The organism is Candidatus Saccharibacteria bacterium oral taxon 488 (genome assembly GCA_010202645.1).
Taxonomy (GTDB): Bacteria; Patescibacteriota; Saccharimonadia; order Saccharimonadales; family Saccharimonadaceae; genus Nanosynbacter.
The window spans coordinates 478,376-501,027 of the sequence record CP047920.1; the positions used below are offsets into that span (position 1 = coordinate 478,376).

Here is a 22,652-nt window from a genome sequence, read left to right on the forward strand (position 1 = left end):
ATAAAAATATGGCTAGAGGAATGCACGCTGGCATTAAAATATACAAGCTAGACAATCACAATAACAGTGTCAATAACGAGATGCTTGTCTTTATCGCTAGCTTAGAGATAAGTGACGTATACCATACACTTAACAGATATAAATCAGCCTATAGTAGTCTAGAAGAGACTCGTGAAATGAGATATTGTTGTTCATGTCTTTACGAAGCATCCAATATACTAGAACATCTTAACGCCATAAATAAATATAAGAATAAAATTGAAAATAAAAAAGACGAACTGAGCCAAACTATTCTAAATATGAGAAATCACATACGCCATGACATATGCGATAATATATTTGACGATAATTCAGAGAACAACAAAAAACGCCGAGAAAAGCGCGCCAAAGAACTTGGTATTGGTGATAGACTCCTCGTTCATGTAGGATTTGATGTTGATGCTATAAAGACAGGAGATACGGAATTGACATTTTCACAGATTGAAGATTTTTTGAAAAGGTCGCAAAACACCTTTAAACAATTTACAGAAGAACTTATACAAAGTGGTAGGCTATCAACAATGGATTGAAGAATGATTGCATGACTACTTGTACTCGTTAAGTCCACTTGGTGGCAATTTACTCTGAAACTCGAACCTATTTCGAGCGTAAATGCTGAGTCGCGCAGGTTCAGCTCCAACGCCTGCGGGCGCCCACGCCCGCTCACCCCACCAAGAACCCTTTGAATTATCTTTTTGAAATTTCCCCCGCTAATAATTTCTGAGTTTATAAAGAAATTAAAGCGCGTATCCTGCTTGATTGGTTTCATAAGTCCGCACCCCTTACTAAGCTGCTTTCTAGAATGTTTATGTCCCAACCAATCAAATAGTATCGTGGATTTTCTCTAAGTATACATGATTAGCTGAATAAAATTAGTTTATAATAACCATATGAATATGATACTATGTCGAGATATTAATGGTAAAGCCCATGTCGTCGCCAAGACAAGCTTAATCAAGAGAACATCCGCCTATGGAGTCATAAGGAGTAAAAAAGGAATCCTGCTCGTCAGAGACAGAACCTCCTCCGATAAGAAATGGGATCTGCCGGGTGGAGGCATTGAGCCCAAAGAACGATTACTCGATGGCTTAAAGCGTGAGATAAAAGAAGAGACAGGATTGGATGTCATAGGTAGACCCACAAAAATATGCAAATTCACCGAGTACTTCTACGATATCGATTCCGGGCAAGGATGGGAGTCAACGCGTCATTTCTATGAAGTTTCATACAAAGGCAATCCTATAATGGACGGAAACTACGAAGATATTGTTGACGCTCGGTATTTTAAACTTCCTTTACCCGAGGGACGGGTATCGGCCGTTGCCATTTTAGTTCTGAATTGGTGCGGATGGGGAGAGTCGAACTCCCGTCTCAACCTTGGGAAGGTCACATAATAGCCGTTATACGACACCCGCGACGAGAATATTATACCTGATTCTCCGCCAAACTACTAGAGTATTGTAGCATTTTCTTGACGCTTACGCTAAAAGTTTGACATATAATTTTAGTGCGCTACAATAGACATATGACGAAGCGAAAACTGGTTACAACTAGCATAGCAACTATAATCGTCATCGGCGGCTTGTCGCTTGGCGCACTGCACTTCTTGTCGCAGGTAAATAACGCCCCGCCCCAAGCGACAAAATACGCTGACCGAACTACGTCGCCGACTGGCTCATCTGGCTCATTGAGTACCGATAATCGCTCTCGCTCTGATACCAACTCCACGAACGACAATCAGCAATCAAGCAAGCCTAACCAAAACACTGACAATAAGCCGACGCCAGCTGAGCACAATTGGGTAACGCAGACGATGCGCCACAACCAAGCCCAGACCACAAATCAACAGTCCGAACGTCGCGACCCTCATGGCTCAACTGAGCAGACTAATCAACTGCCACACAACAACTCATCAAACAATCACCCTAGCAATAAGAGGCGCAAGCGTAGCGTTCCAAGCCAGCCTCAGCCATCAAAGCCCAGCGGCCCGGCGAACCACGACCGAAACCAGGCGGCAATTGATGGCTGGCAGATGGATTATTTTGAAGGCTTTGACTCATCGATCAAGCAAACTAAATGGGTGCAATACGGTTGGGGCGATCCAGCGGTTGGCCACGGCTGTATGGGCGTGATGTCGCAGCGTAATTCGTTCACTCGAGACGGCAAACTGGTAATTCGCACTCAGTACGAGAACGGCCAGTGGAGCACTGGTGGCGCCGGTTCAGGTGATGTATTCACCGCCTCACGCGGCCGCTGGGAAGTTCGCGCCAAGTTCCCGAAAGCCAAAGGCGTTGGCTACGCATTCCTTCTCTGGCCAAAGGACGAAGGCTGGCCGCCAGAGATTGATTTCGCCGAGGGGCGCGTCAATGGTCCTCGTGTTGAGGCAACGTACCACTGGGATCCGGACAACAAGCAAAAGCAAGCATCCCTCGATAATCACGATATGAGCGGCTGGCACACGTACGGCGTTATCGTCGAGAAAGATCATATAATCTTTACGCTGGATGGTAAAGAATGGGGTCGCATCAAGCATCCGAACGTGACTGACAAGCAGATGTTCCTCGGCGTGCAGGCTGGAGCGATGAACCCGAACGGCATTAATAAACATACCGAGACCGTTGACGGCGGCGTACCTAATCCACTCACGCCAGCTGTATCTGATATCGAAATTGACTATGTAGCGCATTACGTGCGGAAATAGCGGCTTGCCAGATAACGGTAACTTTAGTACAATAAGATAGCAAGTTTGTGGCTCTTTAGCTCAGTTGGTAGAGCAGAGGCCTGAAGAGCCTTGTGTCCCCAGTTCGAGTCTGGGAGGAGCCACCAAACATTGCATTTTATTCGCGGCTTTGTTACAATAAACCGTGAACCACATGCGGGTATAGCTCAGTTGTTAGAGCGCTTCCTTGCCATGGAAGAGGCCAGGAGTTAGAGTCTCCTTACCCGCACCATGAAAGACTTTTCGGTTTCTGGAAGGTCTTTTTTGTTGCTCGTTAATCTGGTGAGAATGCTTAATTCTGGGGTGTAAACTTTTCTATCAACGTTTACCCAAAATCCAGCAGGAAATAGCATTTGTTTACACTGCAAGAGACGAGGCTTTGGTAGTTTGATAAAGTGTTGCTCCATATTTTCGGCATGCTCTAGTGCAAACGCAATAAAACGCTCTTTCTCCGCAAGGTCGTCTTTATCGTAATTTTCGTACCGATGCTCTAGTTACTTGAGTCTTAGCTTATCGTCTTCAATCTTTCGCATAATATCGCTTTTGATAGATTGATTTTCGGGCTATATGGCTGCATCTACTCGATTATCTATTAACTGTCGTAATGAGGCCATATCACGAGCAATACGCAGCTTTTCTACTTCGGCCGTTTTCCTGCGTGCTTTCCATACTGCATTTAGTGCTTTTAGGAGCTTAGTGCGTCCGTATTCTGTTATTTGGTACTCACCAATATAGCCACTTATATTCCGACGTAAATCGTTACGAGTAAAATATTCGCCACAACTCCTGCAACGATATTTATGATAAATACACTCCTTATTTTTGCCATTGTTTACTGGAAATCCCACATACCGTCCGTACTTCTCTTGTTCGCACTTTTGACAATGCACGATATTAGGCAGAGGGTACTCTGGATTACCGTTTTTTCGCGGACCACTTTGCGTCTTCTTCTTTTCTGCAAATATCTCCACGAGCTTCAAGTGCTGCTCCATCGTTATAAGGGGCTTATGTAAGCCATTCTCATTACGATACTTTACTTGCTTATTCATCTCCACGACGCCTGCACAGAAAGAATGCGTGCAGATAGCCCTAAACTTGTCCATTTTGTATTTTGCACGGCCTTTTATACACATTCAAGCGATAAAGCTCAAAATGTTTCACACGATGTCCTTTTCAGAACTCTATCGTGCGAAAAAATCGCATTGCTTAAATGTGGTAAAACCTAGAACAATTATGATTATGCCGCATTTAGTCACACCTAAGAAACTTTTGGTATCTCTCGAAACATTATTCAGAACTCAATCTAGATAGCTGTCAAATATCTAGCTTAAAGGGTGGTATACTAGGACTATGCCTGCGATTGACTGGAATAAATTTGGAGTAACTGGAGCAAGCAAACAAGACTCTTTTGAAGAGCTTTGCTTACATTTATTCTGCCGTAAGCACAAATTATCAGAAGGTGTGTCAGGTGATTTCAACCAAGCTGGCCTTGAAACAGAACCTGTCAAAGTTGGCAAAAAGACGTATGGATTTCAGTCAAAGTATTTTGATGATAGCGTTGGCTACTCGCAAATAAAGAAATCTGTCATTACGGCTTTGCAAAAATACGGAAGCTTGCTTGATGAGATATGTATATTCATTAATCTTAACGCTCAACCAAACAGGTCAGAGAGCGGCAAGGAAATTGCCAAGGAAGCTGCAAAATATGGCGTCAAAATACAATGGTATACTCGCAGTAATTTTGAAGTAGCCTTAACAAAGCCTCAGAATCTAGATTTATCATTTTTCTACTTTGGATACGGCTCTGAGTTTAAGTTTATAGAAGATAGTGCAGACCATACTAAACTAACACTGGTGAAATCAAAACAATTTTTAAAGTTGCATTTTTTGGACTCGAAAAATAAGCGTGTTCAGAATCTGGAAGAGACCATTTTAAAACTTTCGGAAAAACTAGTACTCATATCAGGAGACCCAGCTTCTGGTAAAAGTACCTTAGTTCATCGGCTCTTCTCTTCGTATTCGGGAATGGGCGAAGCGAGTCATACGAAAATGGTACATAAGATAATCTCAACTGGTGCAGTGCCTCAAGTTATAAATCTTAAACTTTGTGCAACAGACAGTCTGGAAAATATAATACGGACTCGACAAAGTGCTTACACTATCCAAGGTGCCGAACTAAAAATTATCTATTTGCTTGATGGATTGGATGAGATTAGCGAAGACAGGGCTGACCTTATATTGCTTCAGATGCTCGAATTGTCAAAAAAGAAAAACACTCATAAAATTATCGTAACTTGTAGAAGCGGAAATTTTAATAAAATTCAGCTCAAAAACTATTTCAAGAATTGCGTTGAATTCAAAGTCGGACAATTAGATATAAAGGATGTTGATAGCTATTTTAAGGCGAAAGGTAACGCCGATAAACAATTGGCCTATGACTCACTAAAATTATCAAATCCAAAGCTAGTATCCTCTATAACTGACGTACTAGGATTACTGCTACTTTGGGATTCAATTGAGCAGCTTAATAGCGATAGTACGGTACTGGACTTATATGAGTTAAAGGTGAAACGTGTTTTGCATGACCCGAATCACTACAAGGACCTGCCAGGGTTAAATCTGCCAAATCCGAAAGACGAGGCCATTCTTCTATTAAACGAAGCTATATCCTATAAGTTTCACGAAAAGTTTCAATTTTTACTTCCGATACGCGATTTACAGGAAGTGGTCGGTACGGCTTACCCAAAGATTGATTACAATGCAATCAATTCTATTATTAACTATATAGCCAGTCTATTTTTTGACACCTCCTCTACAAATCCTCAAGAAGCATACTATGTCTATAAGCATCGACGCTACCAGGAGTACTTCTTTATTACCTTGCTCCAAAAACAATATACGGCAAATCCGAGTATTCTAAGGAAACTATCGATTTTATCTAATCTTGAGCTATTCCAGACATTCTTCATAAAGGGCTTACGCAAGAAGTATATCGAAGAGAATAATCTGATTGGTTGTCTTGACTTGAGCCTTCTAGACGTTTATCTAGGGAACCATTCTGGCTGGGGTGTAGATAGCCCTTACTATCTCAATTCATCTGACTTTATAAAGACTCTCGTAGACCAGCAGGACGCCGTCTTTAATGCACTATTTGAAGATGACAATCTGGACATTAGAAGTAAAGTTTTTGTCGATACCAAATTACTAAAAGATAAATTCCAGGAGTGGAAGCAAGATACAGATAACCTGGCTCATTATCGAGCCGAGCAAGTGTTGATTGACGGATGGCAGGAGGGGCGTTCACGTTTAATGAATCTTGTTGTGGACTTCTGGCAAGCTGGTCGAAAAGATATTGCAAATGAAATCATAAACAATATACGAGAAATTCAAACACTCTATAAAAAGAATAAATTTTTTAAGTTGCTAGACAAGCAACAACGACGGCATATTGTTGGCTCGTCTCACGATACATATAAATCTTGGATTTTTTACCTCATGAACATCCTTGGAGATAGTGCCGAAAAGATACTCAATGAAAAAATCTTACCTATGATGAACGATAACGAGGACGACTTTGAGTCAAAGCGTGGAGTTGCCGAGGCTATAAAATCCTATCTATCTGTTCTTGTTGATAGTCAACCATCTCAACTGGTTAGCGTTATTGATAAGTTACCACAGCCAGTGCTTTTGGAGCTTCTTAAAATATTAACAAGAGTACCAAACCTAAAGCTATTTATTGAATACACAGAAATTCACGAAAGTGTGAGAAGATTTGTCGATACTTATGACTTCGAGCTAAACGAAAATAGCTATCATATTCTGTTTTTCAAGAAATACTTTTCACTAAATATTACCAAAGATGAATATGAATACCTGGACAAAAGAAAAGAGAAAATAGTAAATCAGCGAGATATTGACTGGCGAACATATGGTTATGAAACCGAATTTGCGTTAATCGCATACGTTATTGGCGACTATTCTCTAGAGCAAGAGATTGCACAGGCAAAAAGCATACATGGACTCGACCTATACAGTGAACGTGTAGTATATGCAACTCTCTATGTGGCATATATTTCTATGATTAAGGGTGACGCTAGTTTTGAGTACATATATCGTCAATATGCAAAATATTGTGAGTTGAAAGACGATACTCGCTACAACTCCAAAGCTCTGCTATTTCCAATTACTGTGCTTTGGGCTTATATTTATGGTCACAGCACCGTAGATAATTCAGCAAAGAAACTACTTACAAAAAGACTTGTTGAAGAGCTACATATAAATAAATACAGTTTTTACCTCAATCTTAATACATATTTTCCGTCCTTATTTAGCAGCATTGTAAGCGAATCTGAAATCGCATCGTTCGAGACCGACCTAGATACTTGGACAGACGATTTTCAATCCAAGGTAGACCGATACCTAGACCTTAGTCGGATGTATAAGGGAGTCAACCCACAAAGAGCATCCGAACTATTCATTAAGGCCATCGTAGACGGCACTCTGCGGCATGGCTGGAGAAAAGACCCAATTGTTCACTATGACCTTGTCAGTGCTTTGGGAGTACTACTTGAGAAGCAGTGGCTGAGGGATGGTGAGTTGAACTCTGCTCTCGATGAAGTATGGAATCTTGTACTTAGGGCGTATGAAATATCAGATGGGAGTGGAACCTCTCGCGGCCCATACCGCTTTATTGAGACCGTAGCAAAATTTGATAGAGACATAGCAATTCGATATAAGGACAAGTATGTAAAGAAGGAAGGCAGGTACAGTGTCTCGAATTCTTTATATACCCCAATTCTACTATCTAGGGTGCGTGCGGGTTTGTCTGTTGAGTCTGTCGAGGAGGGTTTTGATGAATTCCAAATGGATTACGATTATGAGGGAAAGCCCTACGCTGAATATTACGAGCAAAAATTTGTTGTATATCTCGAAATCTCTAAATCGGAGCTATACTCTGACGAAGAGAAAGTCGAGGTACTCAATAAAGCCAATGCGCAGATTGCATCTATGCAGGACCAGGGGCTGACATATTACCTCTCTGACACTTATTATGAAGAAGAAGTACAAGATTTTTTAGAACTGTGTAAAAAGTCCAATATCAAACCTAATATTAAGCTAGAGCAAAAACGTGACTCAATACCCACAAGGAAATACTCCTCTAGTAATGAACAGAGATTTCGGGATGAGCTAAAAGACGCAAAGACTAAACAGAAAATACGAGGTGCATACAAGAGGCTCAGAAACTACAAGAATGAAATATCTCTCAAGGATGCTAAGTCATGGGAAGTACTTATCGATAAGACATACGAGTTGTTTGGAAATATTAACTTATTTATAAAGTACCTGGAGAGCATTAGCTATCCTCATTCGGATTATTATTCTTCAAATGGAAAATATGCTCATCTGGGTCTTGCGTACACACTTGAAAACCCTAATTATAAGCAAGAGACTTTAGATTATCTATACCTTAATGGAGGACATGGCGGTTTTGGTAATCTTATTAAAACCTACGCTTATTTAAACGACCGAGAGATGACAATCAATCTATTTAATAGGTATATAGCCCTGTGTAAGTTGTTGACCGAATAAGTCAGTGTCTAGTGTAAGTCTACTATTGGATGCAGTATTAATTCTCCCCTCAAGAATTGAGCATACTCAACTGCTAGAATATCCCTCCATCTACTGATTTCAGCTTCGATTTCGTGTAAACATTTACCCACGACCCGCACCATGAAAGACTTTTCAAGCTCTGAAAGGTCTTTTTTGTTTATAGTCAATCTGTAAAGTACGCTGCGGCCCTCTCCAGGGCAAACTCCATAAATCGAGCCTTGTCTTGCTTATTTATATCTTCTAATTATATATTTATACCCAGAGGATATTCTTTTCAGTCTGGCAAACTAGAAGTCTCTAGTGGAGAAATATACTTAACGCTCATTCAATAGCGAACGAAATCCATCGGCTATCGTATTGGCATGCGTATTATAAAGGAAGTGGCTGCCACCTAAAACCGTAACGAACGATTCGTTGGGGCGTGGTAATTGTGCGATATGTATTTCTTTCCATTTGGGAAACAGCTCTTGTGACTGGTTCGACAAGTAAAATCTAACGGGTATATCAGAGGGGAATTTGGAGGTTGCACTTAAGCCACCACTATCGCTATCAGACCGCACTGTCTCATCAAGTACCGCGCTACTCGTAAAGTTGCGGTTCATAAGTTTGTTAGCTAATAATCGCTCCTCGTCAGTATAAGTTCGTCCCGTCATCTCGGAAATAGCATTCGGGTTTATGGCCAGATAGGTGCGAATTAAACCCGCTCCGCCAGCAAACCGCAACAAGCCAGTCGTTATTGACGAAGCTGCCTGTTGTTTCTGTAAATCTGATGGCATAGACCTCAGCTGCTCAGGCACCGAAGTATCTATACCGACAACCGCTTCAACTTCATTAGTATACGTCAAGGAATACTTCAATGCGTATAAACCAGAGACTGAGTGGGCTATTATAGAATATTTCTTATACCCCAACTTCGAGATAGTCTGATGGATCTCGGATACGATATTATCGGTGGAGCGAGGTTTTGTCGTATCGTCACTTAGTCCATAGCCAAATCCCTCATACACGATTACAGTAAAATCTTTTTTGAGATTATCGACAAGTTGCTTAAATTCAAGTGCTGGGGCGGGGACGCCAAGACCAGGTAGCAGCACGACAACTTTTTTAGCATTACCCTGAATGTCAACGTGCACTCTCCCGCCATCAATCTGCACATATTGACCGTACGAGTCTTTGATTCCATTGTATTCAACTCCACTCAAAACAATGTTTATCAAAGCGAGGATTAGCAAGATAGTAGCTAAACCGCCGAATATCCATAGGAGAACTTTAATTATCTTAGTTTTATACTTCACGGGGTAATTATAGCATTTCAACTAGGCTATGTGAATAGATTGTATAATAACACCATACCCATCACTCATTTGCCCAAATCCCTCATCTCGCTTATACTTAAGTCATGAAAACTTGGCAAGATGTCGCTTCTCTGTATCAAATTTATCCACGCAGTTTTCGAGATACTAACGGCGATGGGATTGGCGATTTGAATGGCATTACCGAAAAGCTGGATTATTTGGCGTGGCTGGGGGTTGACGCGATTTGGATTTCGCCGTTTTTCCTCTCGCCGCTGACTGATTTTGGCTATGATATCGCTGACTACCGAGCCATCGATCCGACATTCGGCGGGCTGAATGATTTTCGGGCGCTATTAGAAAAAGCCCACACCCTAGACATTAAAGTCATGATCGACCTCGTTCCCTGCCACACGTCTGACCAGCATCCGTGGTTTCAGGAAGCGCGGTCATCGCGTGACAACCCTAGGCGTGATTATTACGTCTGGCATGACGGACGGGACGGCAATGAGCCGAACAATTGGCGAAGTTTATCGGGCGGCAGTTCATGGGAGTTTGACGAGCAGACCGGTCAGTATTATCTCCATTCGTTCCTGAAAACGCAGCCGGATTTGAATTGGGATAATCCTGCGGTTCGCGATGAGATAAAAAACGTGGTGCGATTTTGGTTTGATATGGGCGTGGACGGCATGCGGGTTGACGCGATTTGGGGTATTTCTAAAGATTCAGAGTTCGGCAATGATTCGCCAAATCCTGATTTTCACGGCGATCCTGAAGCTTACGGTGCGTTCATCCACGACCACTGTAAAATGGGGCCGCATTTTCAAGAATATTTGCGTGAGCTGGCGTCAGTTTGCGATGAATATGACGACCGACAGATGGTGTTTGAATTTTATCCGGATGAAAAGTTGGGTGATATTTACCAGCAGTACCGCCAAGTGCTGACCGCCCACCCGAAGGCGTCGGCATTCTTTATGGAATATCGCCAGGACGAGTGGCACGCGGAGCATGTTGGACAGAAGATTGAGAATTATCTGCGGGCGGCAGGTTCAGCCAGGCCGTTTTTCTGCGTTGGTAATCACGATCAGCCGCGCATTGCCTCGCGGCTCGGGGCGGAGCGAGCACGGGCCTTACATTTCCTCAATCTACTCACGCCGGGTGTTAGCGTAGTTTACTATGGCGATGAGATTGGCATGACCAACGGCGAGCTGACTGCCGAGGATATTCAGGATAATTTTAGCCCCGCTCATTCTACCATCGACAGCCGCGACCTGGAGCGTACGCCGATGCAATGGGATGACACGCGGTTTGCTGGATTCTCAAGTATACAGCCGTGGCTGCCCGTTCACGCCAACGCGACAAGAACCAACGTCCTGACACAGGCCATACACCCTGACTCACTCCTACATCTACACCGACGGCTGCTTCGCCTGCGGCGGAGTATGCCAGTTTTGCAGCGCGGTACGCTTGAAGTGATTAACACCGGTAATGGATTTGTCCTCGGTATCAAACGAGAGCTGGGCAGCGAGCGGGCTTATATTTACATTAATTTCGCTGACCAAGACCAGACGATTCACCTACCTGAGCCAATGATGATACAAGCCACTACGTTAAGTCAATATATCGCACACACCGACAGCCAAACCATCGTCATCGCGCGCTACGGCGGCCTACTCATGAAACCAATATCACGCTAATACAGCTGCGCCCACGACGCAACATATCTATTAAGTCCATTTGGGCCGAGCCGCCCTGCACCGATACACTTCAATCTCAACTGCTGACCCAAGCCATTGACCGCAAAGAACGCGGTTGGATCAGGACCACGCAGCACTCGTACCGCCCCCTCAATTGGCCGATCATTTAACTCAGCCTTACCGGCTACCGACACCCAGCCGATATAGAATAGCAACTTATCAAGCTTATCACCACCACCCTCAAACTCAGACTCCAGCACCCCATATTCATTCCAGCCGCCAGCAACTGGCATCTGAAATCGTGGCGTCCGTTTATCGACTGGTTTTTGGCCTTTGACTCCTGGCATGATAAGTACTTTCTTCGGATCAACAGCATCCGGGTCGACTTCGTGACATGACCATGGGCTGGAATGATTAATATCATACGCACACCCTCCAGCCGCTAGTAGCCGCAGTGGCGATATCGCTACGTCCGCCATTCGTTTTAATAGACCGTACGGGAGTGGCCGTAGTGGCGCTTCACTGTCAAATTGCTCTTTCATACTCGCCTCCTCCTTATAATAATCGTACCCTTGGGTACTTGTTATCACCGAGCATACCAGTGTCCATAATCTCCAGTCCGATCTGCGTTCCGTCAGGATGTACCGCAAAAAACTCTGTCTCTAGGTGTGCTGGACCACTCAACATTCGCACGTATTGATCATCGATTGGCAGACGATGGAGTATTGACTGCCTTACCTGACCACTCCCACGTTCACGCACTACCCAACCAATGTGAAACGGCGGCTTAGCCCGCAGCACGGCATAATGACGCCAGCCAACGAGCCCTGGCGCATGAAAAAGAAATGAAAAGTGGCCCGGTAGTAGCTCGTCTGTCTCACCATTCGTCGTCACCGTCAGCGCTGGATCTATCAGCGACGGATCAATATCACGCTGGCAATGCCACGGGTGGGTCTCCTGCATACTGTCTCGGCGAAAACCGCCCAATATAAACATCAGCGGCCGCATCGCTACGTCCGCCATTTTCGTCCATAACGGCAGGGGTTCAGGGCGAAGAGCTGAGTGATTGTGTTTGTCTCGCTGCTTCTCCATCATCACCTCACTGGCGTCAGTCACTTATCTCCTTACGGAAGTAAGTGAGGTGCGCACCCCCATAACTACGATTGTCCACCACAACAATTCCGTTCTGAATTGGCACCTCACCTATTCCTGAGTGTGATAATACCATATGTCCACCCGGTTTGAGAAGTCCCATCAGTCGCGAGACTGTGGAAAACTGCGGGTTGTGGTATGGCGGATCGGCAAAAATAATATCAAACTCCTCTGTTACGCTCATGCTTTCCAGCCAATTTGATACCGTTGTTTTTATTACAATAGATTGTTCATCAACACCCAAATTAGCTATGTTTTCGGCGATAACGCGCTGCGCAACTCGATCTCGTTCCACGAAAACCACTGACTCAGCACCGCGACTGAGCGCTTCCAAGCCAATCGCGCCACAGCCGGCAAAGGCATCCAGCACTCGCGCACCACGCACGGTTTTGCCTAGTGAATTGAACATCGCTGAGCGCACTCGCTCGCCCATGGGATGCGTCGTTGAGCCTGGCGGTGCTTGGATGAATCGTCCGCCAAATTTACCAGCGATGAGCTTAACGCGCACGCTGTTCCTCGGCCAGCCACACTGCACTCAGCCAGCCTAGCACCACCGCACGAATGATCAGCGGCATCAGTTGACGATTGGTCTGCCGCGCTAGCTCCGTTGTCCAGCCAGTCTTGGCGAACTTTTCATACATGGCCATATCCGCCACCTCGTGAACGCAGCCGAGATAAAACGCCCGAAAGCCCGCTCGTCGCACCTCCTCAATATCGTGCTGCTGCGGCAGGCCGGCGGCAAACCGTTGGTAGGCCACTACGCTGGCGACACCCGCCTCAAACGCCAGGTGCATAGTCATCACGCCCTTTGCGCCCCAAAATTCCCAGTTATTGCGCAGGGTTTTGAGCACCGTTTCGCCCGGCATGAGGCTCTTTTTGATCAGCGAATTACGAGTCTCCATACCTTCACCGCGCAGCTGGGCCAATTTCTCCTCCAGCGGAAAATGATGCGGTGGCGTCAAGCCATCGGTGATCGCATGCGCCATCCATGCTGCCTCAAACGCTGCTCGCTCACAGTTATCAGCATTGAGCGCCGCTGCGAGATTGGTGATATGTTGATCAACCATCTCGAGGAGCGCCACGTCATTCGGATCATGCGGGTCAATGAAGTGCCACGGCTCATCAACGGCCGGACTTTTCCGCTTGATACCGTCAGGACCATTATTACCCTCGAAATGCAAAATCTGCCTGCTTGACGGAAAGTTGCACCACGACGGCAATAGCTGCACGATATGCCGCCGCGCGACCCGATCAATTTTTTGATGAACACCCATCAGATTGCCTGACTTGGTGTGAAATGTGGTTCCTGAATACATACTTATCTCACTAATTTAGCGTGGTTAATCGCTGATAGCGACTGACGGCACGCGCCAGATGGTTATATTGTAGCAAATCCTGCCCCTCTTTGACAAAGCGTTCGGCCTCAGTTTGCGCACGGGCAATCAGCGGCGTGTCGCTCAGCGAGGCAATTTTTAGGTTCAATGCGCCATGTTGCGCTCGGCCGTAGATCTCGCCAGGACCGCGCAGTTTCAAGTCAACTTCCGCTAGATAAAAACCGTCTTGAGACTTCTCAATTTCCCTGAGGCGCTGGCTTGGCTTGTCATGGCTCGACATCATCAGATGACAAAAGCTCTGATGTTCACCACGGCCAACCCGCCCGCGCAGCTGATGAAGCTGGCTGAGCCCAAAATTATCGGCATTTTCGATGAGCATGACCGTGGCGTTCGGTACGTTGACGCCAACTTCCACCACCGTGGTACTCACCAGCATGTCAATATCACCGTCCGCGAATTGCTGCATAACCGCCGCTTTTTCCTCTGGCGGCAGTTTACCGTGTAGCAATCCGACCTGGCGATGACGAAACATCGTTTTCGCTAATTTGTGATATTCCGCCTCGACCGACTTTTTGTCATTGTCGGGATTATCATCAATCAATGGGCAAATGACATAGGCTTGGCGACCCTGGGCTAGCTCATGGTCAATGGTTTCATAAAGCTTCGGCGCTGAGGCTGGCGACCAAATTTTCGTTTGAATCGGCTGACGGCCAGCTGGCAGCTCGTCCAAAATCGAGATATCAAGTTCACCGTACAAGGTCAACGCCAAGCTCCGCGGAATCGGCGTAGCGGTCATGCTGAGGAGATGCGGCATGTGGTCTGACTTTTGTAGCAATGCCTGCCGCTGCTTGACGCCGAACCGATGCTGCTCGTCAATCACCACAAAACCGAGCTTATGGTACGCCACTTTTTCCTGAATCAGCGCGTGCGTACCAACCACCACGTTAATGTCACCATTTGCTAAATTGTCCAGCAGCTGCCGCCGCTGAGCGCCCTTGACGTGTCCTGTCAGCAGCGCCACTGACACGCCAAATGGCGCCAATAATTCATCCAGCGTTGTGGTGTGCTGAGCCGCCAAAATCTCCGTCGGCGCCATGATGGCCGTCTGAAAGCCAGCCTGCGCCACCTCCGCCGCCACCAGCCCGGCGACTACTGTTTTGCCTGAACCGACATCGCCCTGCAACAAGCGGTTCATCGGATGATCAGACTCCAAATCTTGCAGAATCTGCCAGGCGGCGCGGCGCTGCGCGTTGGTCAAGGGAAACGGCAGCTGCTCAACGAATTGCTTGACGACCGGCTGATTGAACGGGATACGCCAACCAGTCAGCTTGGTTTGCTCTTGCTTATTAAACTGCGCCGCCAAAATCATCTCAAACAACTCTTCAAACGCCAGCCGCTCACGACCGCGGGTAATTTCCTCGTGATTGTTGGGCGCGTGGAGAAACTTGACAGCTTCGGCACGGCTGACTAATGCTTGCCGCTGGACGATGTGCTCCGGCAGTGTTTCGGGCAAAAATTCCATGATGGGGCGCAAATTTTTCAGCAAATCCTGCACGGTTTTAGGGCGGAGGTTTTTGATGGATTTGTAGACGGGATGGATGCCTGACGTATGGTGGACGTCGGATGTATCAGTTGACTTGGCGAGCTCGACCGATGGATTGCTGATCTGATAGCTGTTATATTGCATGCCAAATTGGCCGGAGAACATGAACTCGGCGTCGGATCTCAGCTGCGATTCGCGGTACGGCTGATTGAACCAAACGGCCTTGACCTTGCCAGAATCATCCGCCAGCACCGCTGTGGTAATCCTCAGGCCTCGGCGCACAATCCGCGTCGAAATCGACTCGCAGCGCGCCCGCACCGTCACCTTGCCCGGCTGAAGATCGGCGATGTTGACCGCCGCTGAATAATCATCATACGCCCGCGGCAAAAAATCCAAGGCGTCCGCCACCGTCTCCAGACCCGCCGCCGACAGCGCTTGGGCGGTTTTGGGGCCGACGCCTTTGATGTGTTCCAGTGGGGTTGTTAGTTTCATTGCACTCGACTGAGCGCCTCAGCCTGCAGCGCCTCGAATAGCTGCTTGAGGGCGTCTTGTACTCGTGTATAGTCCTCTTCTGGATTTGTCGTCTCTTCATGCCACTGTATATAGAATTTTAGCTTTGGCTCAGTACCACTCGGGCGAATCGTAATACGGCGGCGTGAATCACCACACTCAAATACCAGTACATTACCCTTGACGCAATTAATTGCCGTGGTCGCCCCATCAGCTGCCGTTCGCACCAGTGTCTGATAGTCGGACACTGCGGACACTACCTGATCGCCAATCATCTTTGGTGGATCGGTGCGCAGTGAGTTCATAATCTGCTGCATCGTTGCGAACCCTTCGGCACCCGGATAGATGGCGACTTCGAGCCGCTCCACATACAACCCAACTTCACGATACAGCTCCATCAGCTTATCAACGAGCGTTTTTCCCTGCTGCTTGAGCTCAGCCGCATATTCTGCGAGTGCCAGCGCACCAACCGCACCGTCTTTATCACGAGCATAGTCGCCCTTGAGCAGGCCATAACTTTCCTCACCACCCAGCACAAACACCTCATCAGTGCCTTCTTTCTGGCGAATAACTTCACCGATATACTTAAAGCCAATCAGCAGGTCGCCGTAGCAGGTAGCACCATAGCTGTCTGCCAGTGCCTTCATCATATCAGTTGTAACGATGGTCTTAACGATGTAATGCTGCGGGGTGACGCCGCCTCGCTCTTGCAATTTCCGGAGGGCATAATCAGTCGCAAGTGCGGCGGATTGATTACCGGTGAGATAGATTGGTTGGCCATGATGATTCACAATTACACCAATTCGATCAGCATCGGGATCGTTGGTAATCGCAATATCAGCCGACGTTTCCATCATCCGTGCAACAACCATGTCATTGGCGGCGCGCTCCTCGGGATTGGGCTTACGATTAGCAATTGTTGGGAAATTACCATCCGGCACCATCTGCTCATCGACCGTCGTAATCTGAGTAAATCCAGCCTGACGCAATACCGGTAGGACATTAGTCTGCCCCGCACCATGGAGCGGTGAATAGGCGATTATCAAATCACGCTCCTGGCCATCAGCTTGCGCTAACACCGCCGTATAATACGCCTCGTCAACATCCTGACCGATAATGGTAATCTTGCCCTCGGCCACCGCCGCCTCAAAATCCGGCTCGGCTAACACCTCGGTCACCGCTGCTGCCGCATCCAAGATGCCTCGGTCATGCGGTGGCACTACCTGCGCACCATCGTCCCAATACGCCTTAAAGCCGTTATCGGTCGGTGGATTGTGGCTGGCCGAAATCACAATTCCGACAGCACAGCCAAGGTGTCGTACGGCGAAACTCAGCTCTGGAGTCGCCCGAAAGCTATCAAAAATATATGTCTTAAATCCATTGGCGGCACACACCCGCGCGGTGTATTGGCTGAGTTCTGGTGAGGTCAAGCGCGTATCACACGCGATGACCACACCTTTTGCTGGTGCATCAGGATCAAACTGCTGAGCATAGCGACACAGTGCTTGCGCCGATTCACCAATCGTGACGCGATTGATGCGGTTTGAGCCGACTCCCGTTGTGCCGCGTCGACCGCCAGTACCAAACTCAATTACCTTGAAAAATGCGTCTTCCAGATCTTGCCACTGCTCATTTGCAATCATCTGCTCTAGCTCTACCTTGTATTCGGCATATTTCGATTCTGTTAGCCAACGCTCGATGTTTGCTGCTGCTTCTGCTGATACGTGTTGCTTGACTGAGTCCATGACTATTCTCCCTCCATAATTAATACAAACGTATTTTTACCTTTTTTCAATAACGACGTGGTGTTGATAGCTTGGTCTTCGGCGAGTCTTTCGCCGTTGAGGCTGATGGCGCCAGATTTGAGCAGGCGCCTGGCCTCGCCGTTGGAGCTGACCGCGCCAGAAACCACCAACGCTTCGATGACACCGACGCCGACATCAACACGTGGAATTTCTTTGGCCAGGGTATCCAAGTCGTCGTCTGACAATTGCCGGAAATCGCCGCCGCCAAACAATACTTCCGTCACCCGCTCCACTGATTCGCGCCGATTGACGCCGTGAACGATGTCGGTGACTTCGCGCGCCAAGACTTTTTGAGCTGAGCGCGCACCTCGATTGACGGCGTGGTTTTCAGCGATGGCTTCAATAGTGTCGCGATCAAGCATGGTGAAAATCTTCATGTATTCAATGGCGCTTTCGTCATCAACGTTCAGCCAGAATTGATAGAACTTGTACACGCTGGTTTTATTTTCGTCCAGCCACACGGCACCACCTTCGGATTTGCCAAATTTGCGCCCAGTTGACTTGTTGATGAGTAGCGGCGCAGTCATGGCGTAGACTTCGGCATTTTCTTTTTTGCGGATCAATTCCACGCCTGAGAGCAAATTACCCCACTGGTCGGAACCGCCGATTTGCAAATTAACACCGTGATGTTTGAACAGATGCCAGAAATCATAACCCTGCAGCAAGGTGTAGGTAAATTCAGCAAAGCTCAACCCCTTGCCGTTAGCGATACGTGCCTTAAAAAACTCCCGCGTCGTTAACTCTGCCATGTTGAAATTCTTGCCAATGTCGCGGAGGAACGGTAATAGCTCCAGATTACCCAACCAGTCCGCATTATCCACTAGGGTAAAATCGCGTCCAGCAAAAATTTGCGATACCTGGGCTTTCAAGGCTCGTTTATTGTGCTCAATCTCTGCATAAGAAAGCAGACTCCGCTCCTCGGTGTCGCGCATATCACCAATCATGCCTGTGCCGCCACCAACCAGCAAAAACACCTTGTGACCGCGCTCCAAAAAATGCCGCACCATCATATAGACCGCCAGATGCCCGACATGCAAACTGTCCGCCGACGGATCTGTCCCCAAATAGAGCGTAAAATTTCCCGAATCGATACGCTCATCATCGGTGAATGTCGCTTGATTCCAAAACCCGCGCCACTTTAGCTCCTCTGATAATTGCATATTCCTCCTTTTCTGGTTATTAGTATAGCAATTTTATGATTGAAGCGAAACATAGGCGTGATATAATGATAGTGTGAACGAGAAACCCTCAGATAAGCAGTCGGGCTCCAGCGCCAAACCAGCGCCGTCACGTCCGCATCCAAAGCCGGCAAAACGGCTAAGTGTCTATGCAAACTTGGCGAATAAGCGTCGACTAAAGAAGGATAAGCGCTCCCGCGAAAAAGCGGAGTACCTGGCAAGCCTACCAAAGCACCCTGTCAAGCGGTTCTTTTACCGCCTCCACCCCAAGCGCGTCTTTCGCTATTGGTTCTCAAAGCGCGGCGGCTTAATGGCGCTCAAGATCCTTGGCGTCGCCATTGTTGCGGTGATTATCCTGATCGGCGGCCTGTTTGCTTACTTCCGTAAAGACCTCGACAAGATCCGCCCGGGTGAACTCGCCAAGCGCGTCCAGACGACAGTCACCAAGTATTATGACCGCAACGGTGCGCTACTCTGGGAAGATAAGGGTACGGATAATTATAAGCTAGTGGTTGAGGCTGATAAAATTAGCGATTATCTCAAGAAAGCAACCATCGCCATCGAGGATCGTGATTTTTATAAGCACCACGGCATCAGCGTCAGTGGACTGACCCGTGCTATGTTTAGCACGGCATCGGGTCGACAGGTGCAGGGCGGCTCGACGCTGACACAACAGCTCGTCAAGCAAGTCTTCTTTGCTGATGACGCCGATAAACGTGGCCTTAGTGGTATTCCACGCAAGATCAAGGAAATCATCCTGGCGATCGAAGTTGAGCGCATGTACAACAAAGAGCAAATTCTCACGCTCTATCTCAATCAAGCACCATACGGCGGTCGGCGCAATGGCGCAGAATCAGCTGCTCAAACATACTTTGGCAAGTCCGCCAAGGATCTCACTCTGGCCGAGGCAGCGCTGCTAGCTTCAATTCCGCAAAACCCGAGCACGTTCAATCCGTACAATGTCGCTGGCCGCAAGATGCTGTTGTCGCGCCAGCACACGACGCTGGACTACATGCTGGAACAGGGCTACATCACTGAAGCGCAGGCCAAAGAAGCCAAGCAGTATCCGATCCTTGACAAGATCAAGCCCGAGACCGAACAGCTAGCCGGCATCAAGGCGCCGCATTTCGTGCTCATGGTGCGCAATCAACTGGAGCGTGAACTCGGTAAAGCGGTCGTTGGTCGCGGCGGACTAACTGTCAAGACGACACTGGATTGGAGGATTCAGGAGAAGCTCGAAACAGAGATGAAAGCCTTCTTTGACTCAGGCCGTCCGGGTCGAGTGCGCATTAGTAACGGCGCGGCAACGGTTGAGGACACACAGACTGGACAGATTGTCGCCCTCGTTGGCAGTCGTGATTTTAATTATGCTGGCTTTGGACAGGATAATGCCGCCACCGCCTTTATCCAGCCGGGTTCGACCATCAAGGCTTTCGACTACGCCAAACTGTTTGAGAATCGCGGCAGTAATCAGCAAAATTACGGCTCAGGCTCAATCCTCAGCGACGAGAACATAGACAAGATTTATGGCGCCAAGCTGAACAACTGGGACCGACGATTTATGGGAAGTATTTCTATTCGCCGCTCGCTAGCGCTTTCCCGTAATATCCCAGCGGTCAAGGCAATGTACATCGCAGGTAACGGCTCACCAAAACCAACCGTTGACTATATTCACAACATGGGTAATACCAATTATTGCCAACAAGAAGAAGCGGCCGGCGGCTACGGACTGTCAGCAGCCATTGGCGCCTGCGGTACGAAGCAGACCGAGTTAGTGAATGCTTATGGCACCTTTGCCCGCATGGGTGTCGCCAAACCAAGCACCAACGTCCTCGAGGTAACCAACAGCCAGGGCGATACGCTAAAGAAATGGAAAGACGAGAGCAAACAGGCAACCGACCCGCAAGTCGCCTACATCATCAATGATATCTTGGGTGACGCGGACGCGGCGCGTGACTTGCACGGTTACGGTGCAATGAATGTGCCTGGCGTTAGAACCGCCGCCAAGACTGGTACCACCGACAAAAACGGCCACGCCAAGGATGTCTGGATCGTTAACTATAGCCCGGCGCTGGTCATGGGTATGTGGCTCGGTAATTCCGACACCAGCACCATCAACACCCCGAACTCGGCCTTTGGTATGCCGGTGGTGCGTAACGTCATGTCATTTGCTCACAACGAGGTCTATGCCAAACAAGGCAAATGGAAGCCAAATGATTGGTTCAAGCGACCAAATGGTATCCAACAGCAAGGCAAAGAGCTCTATCCATCGTGGTGGAATAAAAAACAGGGCGAGACCACTGAAAAGATTAAGTTTGACCGTGTCTCCAAGAAAAAGGCGACAAATTGTACGCCAGCTGACGCCATCGAGGAAATTGAGGTCACCAAGACCATTGACCCGCTCACTAAGAAACCATCATACTCAGCGCCTGAAGGTTACGACGCCAACGCTGATGACGATAAGCACAAATGTGACGACGCCAAGCCGAGTGTCAGCCTATCGCTTTCTGGCTCTGGCTCCAGCCGCACCATCACCGCCCGCGCCACCAACGGCACGTTCCCGCTCACCTCGATTGACATCCTCGTTGATGGTCGCAGCGTCAAAAGCGAGTCGATCTCCGGTAGTGGTGGCAGTGTTTCGGTCGATATCAGGGTCAGTAGCCCAGGTCGGCACACCATTCAGGCGATCGCCCGCGACGAAGGCTACTATACTGCATCAGACAGCGGCAGCTTCTCGGTAGGCAGCAGCTCAAGCTCCGACTAATCCGCCTCTCTTTCCCCCTGTGACACATAAAAACCAGACCGCTTCAGTCTGGTTTTTACTTCTTCTTAGTCTTAGCGACTATTGCTCATTAACCATCCGGATCAAGTCAGCCTCGCGCTGCGCCTGGGTCTTGGGGCGAGCCGAACGGTGACCTTGAGCTGCGGCGCGCGAGGCATCGGGTTTCGCCGCCTTGCTGGTCTGCGGCCGACGACCCGTGGAGCGCTGCTTGGGTTGTTTGGGGGCAGCTTGAGCTGGTGACTGTTGCGCCGCCTCTTTTGCTTCTTTTGGCTCGGCGCAAACCTTCGCAAACATCATCTTGCCAGCGTCGGTCTGTAGGCTACGAATAATTTCAATGCGTTTTTTCTGACCCAAGAACTTTTTGGCTTGCTCAACCACCACCATCGTACCGTCATGCAAGTAACCAACCGCCTGATGAGAATCCTGACCTTTTTGCGTCAATTCAAGCACCAGCTCATCGCCAGGCAAATAGCTCATCCGCAAACTCTTGGCCAGCTCATTAATATTGAGGATCTGAATGCCTTCGACTTGCGCCACCTTGTTCAGGTTGTAGTCCAGCGTCAAAATAGCAGCATTCATTTCCTTGGCGAGTTGCAACAGGCGGTTATCAACGCCCTCAGGAATGCGCGTTGCGTCATCAAGTAACGTAAACGAGCCACCCAACACATCTTTTAATTCCTTCATGGCGTCCATACCAAAGCGGGCACGTTCGCGCTTAGCATGATCAGCGCCGTCGGCCAACAGTTGCAATTCTGTCAGCACACTACGCGGCACGATGATCTGCCCCAGTAAGAACCCAGTTTTTGCCAGATCAACCACCCGGCCGTCCATCAACACCGAGGTGTCGACCAAAATTGGCAACTGCGTGCCGCTGCCTGCGTGCCGCCGCGGCTTAACCAGCAGATATATCTCCGCCATGATGGCCAGCAGCATGATAATGATGAGAAGTTCAATTGTTTTTTCCATAATAATTTCCTTTTATATAATAACG

At 47.8% G+C, this 22,652-nt stretch carries 15 protein-coding genes, 3 tRNA genes and 1 pseudogene; 8 read left to right on the forward strand and 11 right to left on the reverse strand.

The annotated features are described in order from the left end of the window. The first annotated feature begins 8 nt into the window (after nt 1-8). Both GWK77_02650 and GWK77_02655 read left to right on the forward strand, forming a co-directional pair. On the forward strand, nt 9-569 hold the full coding sequence (locus GWK77_02650) for a hypothetical protein (GenBank protein ID QHU93064.1): 561 nt from the start codon (nt 9-11) through the stop codon (nt 567-569). A gap of 366 nt (nt 570-935) precedes the next feature. Beyond that, nucleotides 936-1,166: pseudogene (locus tag GWK77_02655) on the forward strand (NUDIX domain-containing protein). Nucleotides 1,167-1,379: 213 nt separating this feature from the next. On the opposite strand, the gene GWK77_02660 reads toward GWK77_02655, so the two are convergent. Next, nucleotides 1,380-1,454: transfer RNA gene (locus GWK77_02660), tRNA-Gly, on the reverse strand. A gap of 398 nt (nt 1,455-1,852) precedes the next feature. On the opposite strand from GWK77_02660, the gene GWK77_02665 reads away from it, so the two are divergent. The 3 genes from GWK77_02665 to GWK77_02675 all read left to right on the forward strand — a co-directional run bounded on the left by GWK77_02665 (nt 1,853) and on the right by GWK77_02675 (nt 2,990). Then, a complete protein-coding gene (locus GWK77_02665; protein ID QHU93419.1) occupies nt 1,853-2,740 on the forward strand; it encodes a family 16 glycosylhydrolase in 888 nt (295 codons plus the stop codon). 49 nt (nt 2,741-2,789) lie between these two features. Continuing rightward, nucleotides 2,790-2,865: transfer RNA gene (locus GWK77_02670), tRNA-Phe, on the forward strand. Between the two features lie 49 nt (nt 2,866-2,914). Next, nucleotides 2,915-2,990: transfer RNA gene (locus tag GWK77_02675), tRNA-Gly, on the forward strand. Between the two features lie 331 nt (nt 2,991-3,321). Here GWK77_02675 and GWK77_02680 read toward each other — a convergent pair. Further along, nucleotides 3,322-3,807 carry a hypothetical protein gene (locus GWK77_02680; GenBank protein ID QHU93065.1) on the reverse strand — a complete coding sequence of 162 codons (486 nt, stop codon included), beginning with the start codon at nt 3,805-3,807 and terminating at the stop codon, nt 3,322-3,324. Nucleotides 3,808-4,108: 301 nt separating this feature from the next. Here GWK77_02680 and GWK77_02685 point away from each other — a divergent pair, with 301 nt between their 5' ends. Continuing rightward, entirely contained in the window at nt 4,109-8,347 is a 4,239-nt protein-coding gene (locus GWK77_02685; protein QHU93066.1) for a hypothetical protein, read from the forward strand. Nucleotides 8,348-8,682: 335 nt separating this feature from the next. On the opposite strand, the gene GWK77_02690 is transcribed toward GWK77_02685, so the two are convergent. Continuing rightward, nucleotides 8,683-9,663, reverse strand: coding sequence for an alpha/beta fold hydrolase (locus GWK77_02690; GenBank protein QHU93067.1), 981 nt, complete (start codon nt 9,661-9,663; stop codon nt 8,683-8,685). Nucleotides 9,664-9,767: 104 nt separating this feature from the next. Here GWK77_02690 and GWK77_02695 point away from each other — a divergent pair, with 104 nt between their 5' ends. Further along, complete coding sequence (locus GWK77_02695) at nt 9,768-11,357, forward strand: alpha-amylase (protein ID QHU93068.1); 1,590 nt, start codon at nt 9,768-9,770, stop codon at nt 11,355-11,357. Here the strand turns inward: GWK77_02695 and GWK77_02700 are convergent. The 7 genes from GWK77_02700 to GWK77_02730 are packed head-to-tail and all read right to left on the reverse strand — an operon-like array spanning nt 11,354 to nt 18,861. After that, nucleotides 11,354-11,899 carry a hypothetical protein gene (locus GWK77_02700; protein QHU93069.1) on the reverse strand — a complete coding sequence of 182 codons (546 nt, stop codon included), beginning with the start codon at nt 11,897-11,899 and terminating at the stop codon, nt 11,354-11,356. The two genes, GWK77_02695 and GWK77_02700, sit on opposite strands and share 4 nt — an antisense overlap. Before the next feature lie 13 nt (nt 11,900-11,912). Then, nucleotides 11,913-12,473: a hypothetical protein gene (locus GWK77_02705; GenBank protein QHU93070.1), complete on the reverse strand. Its 561-nt coding sequence runs from the start codon at nt 12,471-12,473 to the stop codon at nt 11,913-11,915. After that, the gene (gene rsmD / locus GWK77_02710) at nt 12,466-13,017 is read right to left on the reverse strand and encodes a 16S rRNA (guanine(966)-N(2))-methyltransferase RsmD (GenBank protein ID QHU93071.1); all 552 of its coding nucleotides are present in this window, start codon (nt 13,015-13,017) and stop codon (nt 12,466-12,468) included. Before rsmD ends, GWK77_02705 begins: the two co-directional genes overlap by 8 nt. Next, nucleotides 13,007-13,825 carry a hypothetical protein gene (locus tag GWK77_02715; GenBank protein ID QHU93072.1) on the reverse strand — a complete coding sequence of 273 codons (819 nt, stop codon included), beginning with the start codon at nt 13,823-13,825 and terminating at the stop codon, nt 13,007-13,009. Before GWK77_02715 ends, rsmD begins: the two co-directional genes overlap by 11 nt. A 10-nt stretch (nt 13,826-13,835) precedes the next feature. Continuing rightward, the gene (gene recG, locus GWK77_02720; GenBank protein ID QHU93073.1) at nt 13,836-15,878 is read right to left on the reverse strand and encodes an ATP-dependent DNA helicase RecG; all 2,043 of its coding nucleotides are present in this window, start codon (nt 15,876-15,878) and stop codon (nt 13,836-13,838) included. Continuing rightward, entirely contained in the window at nt 15,875-17,641 is a 1,767-nt protein-coding gene (locus GWK77_02725; protein ID QHU93074.1) for a phospho-sugar mutase, read from the reverse strand. The genes recG and GWK77_02725 overlap by 4 nt, the downstream gene beginning before the upstream one ends. Nucleotides 17,642-17,643: 2 nt before the next feature. Next, complete coding sequence (locus GWK77_02730; GenBank protein QHU93075.1) at nt 17,644-18,861, reverse strand: tyrosine--tRNA ligase; 1,218 nt, start codon at nt 18,859-18,861, stop codon at nt 17,644-17,646. A gap of 73 nt (nt 18,862-18,934) precedes the next feature. Here GWK77_02730 and GWK77_02735 point away from each other — a divergent pair, with 73 nt between their 5' ends. Next, nucleotides 18,935-21,643 (forward strand): hypothetical protein, encoded by a 2,709-nt coding sequence (locus GWK77_02735; protein ID QHU93076.1) that lies wholly within the window; start codon nt 18,935-18,937, stop codon nt 21,641-21,643. A 78-nt stretch (nt 21,644-21,721) separates the two neighbouring features. Here GWK77_02735 and GWK77_02740 read toward each other — a convergent pair whose 3' ends face one another. After that, on the reverse strand, nt 21,722-22,627 hold the full coding sequence (locus GWK77_02740; protein ID QHU93077.1) for a hypothetical protein: 906 nt from the start codon (nt 22,625-22,627) through the stop codon (nt 21,722-21,724). Between the last annotated feature and the right edge of the window lie 25 nt (nt 22,628-22,652).